Origin of the sequence: Microbacterium sp. CPCC 204701 (assembly GCF_004010105.1) — a bacterium.
Lineage (GTDB): Bacteria > Actinomycetota > Actinomycetes > Actinomycetales > Microbacteriaceae > Microbacterium.
In genome coordinates this window covers 1-2397 of record NZ_RRYE01000423.1, presented here as the reverse complement: position 1 = coordinate 2397, position 2397 = coordinate 1, and the positions used below count along the sequence as shown (strand labels likewise).

Below are 2397 nucleotides of genomic sequence, written 5' to 3'. Positions count from 1 at the left end.
GACCCGGTCATCGCTCAGGTGAGCCTCGACCACGTGCTCGGAGTGGATCCGATCGACCTCAACCCACACGGCCGGACGAATCCGCACGGGCGCACCAACCCGCACGGGCGCACGAACCCTCACGGACGGACGAACCCTGCCGGCACCGAAGGATACGCCTACCCGGGGTCCGGTGGGCTCGAATTGGTGACGTTCGTCGGACCGCCGCCGGCCGAGCGCCATACCGTCGCGGACGGCGGACGCCGACCCGTCATCGCGTTCGCTGACACGGGCTGCGGCGAGCATCCGTGGCTGACGTCCGACCAGCGCACAGTGGTGCGCACGATCCGTTCGTCGAGCGGCGAGGTCATCGGGGTCGACGACGCGCGGACCGATCCCGAGAAGTACGGAGATCTGTCGGGACCGCTGGACGGCTTCCTCGACGACGCTGCCGGGCACGGGACCTTCGTGGCGGGGATCCTGCGTCAGGTGTGCCCCGACGCCGAGTTGATCGCGATCCGCGTGGCCGACAGCAACGGCAGCGTCCTCGAGAGCGAGCTCATCACGGCGCTGGAGGAGCTCGCCGACTGGATCGACGCCGGCACGGACGACGACCCGCACCACGTGGACGTCCTCAACCTCTCCCTCGGCTATTACCACGAGACCCCGGAAGACGGACGCTTCAGCCTGCGTCTCTTCCAGGCGCTCCGTGCACTCCGGTCGAGGGGGTGCGTCGTCGTCTGCTCCGCGGGCAACGACGCGACGGAACGGCCCGCGTTCCCGGCGGCGCTGTACAACTGGGGCGACCCCGACCTCACCTTCGACGAGCCGACGGATGCCGCGCGCCATATCGCCGTCGGGGCGCTCAATCCCCAGCGCACCTCTGTCGCGCTCTTCAGCAACGTCGGCGATTGGGTGACGACCTTCGCCCCCGGTACGTCGGTGCTGAGCATCTTCCCGTCGTTCGAAGGTGGCATGCAGGCGGCTTCGCGCGCGGACAAGGGCGATAGACGGCGACAGAGCCTCGATCCCGACGACTTCTCCAGCGGTCGCGGTGGGGGATTCGCGGTATGGAGCGGGACTTCGTTCGCGGCTCCCTTCGTGTCGGCGACGATCGCGGCGCAGCTCGCGCCCTCCCTGGTGCAAGGCGCGAAGACCGCACACGCCGGGAACGCCGTCGAGAAGGCGCTCGAGGCGCTCCAGCAGGATGACGGGTCACGGCTGACCGCGTAGCGGCTTTCACGAGTGCCCCCGGATCCTCGAGGATCGCGCCATGATTGCTACATGGGGACCGGGGGCGAGGCAGCGGCGAAGCATCGACGCGGCGTCGATCTGGCCAACCGCGGCAGGTACGCGAACGCGCGGCGAGTGCTCGCTGCGGCATACGAGGCCGCCGAGGCTGCGGGCGACGTCAACCTCATGGCTCGCGTCGTCGGCACCGTCGCATACGTGCTCGCCCGGCTCGGCGACGTCGACGAGGGTGAGCGCCTGTGTCTCGAAATGCTGTCGCGCGAGGGACTCGATGACGTGACGGTCGCTCAGCTGCACGGCCAGCTCGGTGCCCTCGCGCTCGAGCGCGGGCTTCCGGATCGTGCAGTCGACTGGCTCACGAAGGGCGCCGACGGGCTGCGCGACGAGCCGGTTCGTCGCGCCAACGTCCTGATGAACCGCAGCCTCGTCGAGATGGACCGCGGCCGCCTCGATGCGGCTCAGGGGGACCTCGAGGAGGCGGAAGGCATCTACCGTGCGGCGGGCCTCGCCGAAGAGGCGAATCAGGCCGTCCACAACCTGGGATACCTTGCGATGCGACGTGGCGACGTGCTGACCGCGCTGAAGACCATGCAGAGCGTCCGCGACCCCCTCGATGAGGGCTCGGACGTGTGGGCCGCCATCAACGAACTGGATCGCGCAGAAGTGCTCCGCGACGCCGGCCTCGTGACCGAGGCGGAGACACTGCTCGAGAAGGCGGCTGCTGTGCTCGGCCGGAAGCGGGCACCCCGCGAGCGCGCGGGCGCCGAGTATCAGCTGGCGCGGTCGCTCCTGAATCACGATCCCGATCGCGCGGTGATCGCTGCGCGCATCGCGGCGCGTCGTTTCCGGGCGCTCGGAAGTGACGGGTGGGCGCTCCGCGCAGAGGCGATCAAGCTGCGCGGGCAGCTTGCGGTGGGGCGGGTCGACCGGTCGGGGCGACCGGCGCGGCAGGGACGCCGAATGCCCTCGGCGGCGACGGTGGACGCTGTCGTCGCCGCGCTGAGACAGCATCGCTTCGTCGCGGAGGCGGAGGCCCTCCGGCTGGCGGATCTGCGGGCGCGGGTTCGCCTGCACCGCCGTCCGGTGCCCGGGGCGGTGCGGATCCCACCGCGCATGCCGTTGGAGGTCGCGATGCTGGCGCACGAGACCCGGGCCGCGGTCGCAGCG

The 2397-nt window shown here is 70.6% G+C and carries 1 protein-coding gene and 1 pseudogene; both read left to right on the top strand.

Annotated features, from left to right (window positions below):
- Nucleotides 1-1212, top strand: a 1212-nt coding sequence (locus tag EIO58_RS16290) for a S8 family peptidase (RefSeq protein WP_127820365.1), incomplete at its 5' end; no start/stop codon positions are given.
- A 51-nt stretch (nt 1213-1263) separates the two neighbouring features.
- Nucleotides 1264-2397: pseudogene (locus EIO58_RS16285) on the top strand (CHAT domain-containing protein); the annotation flags it as partial.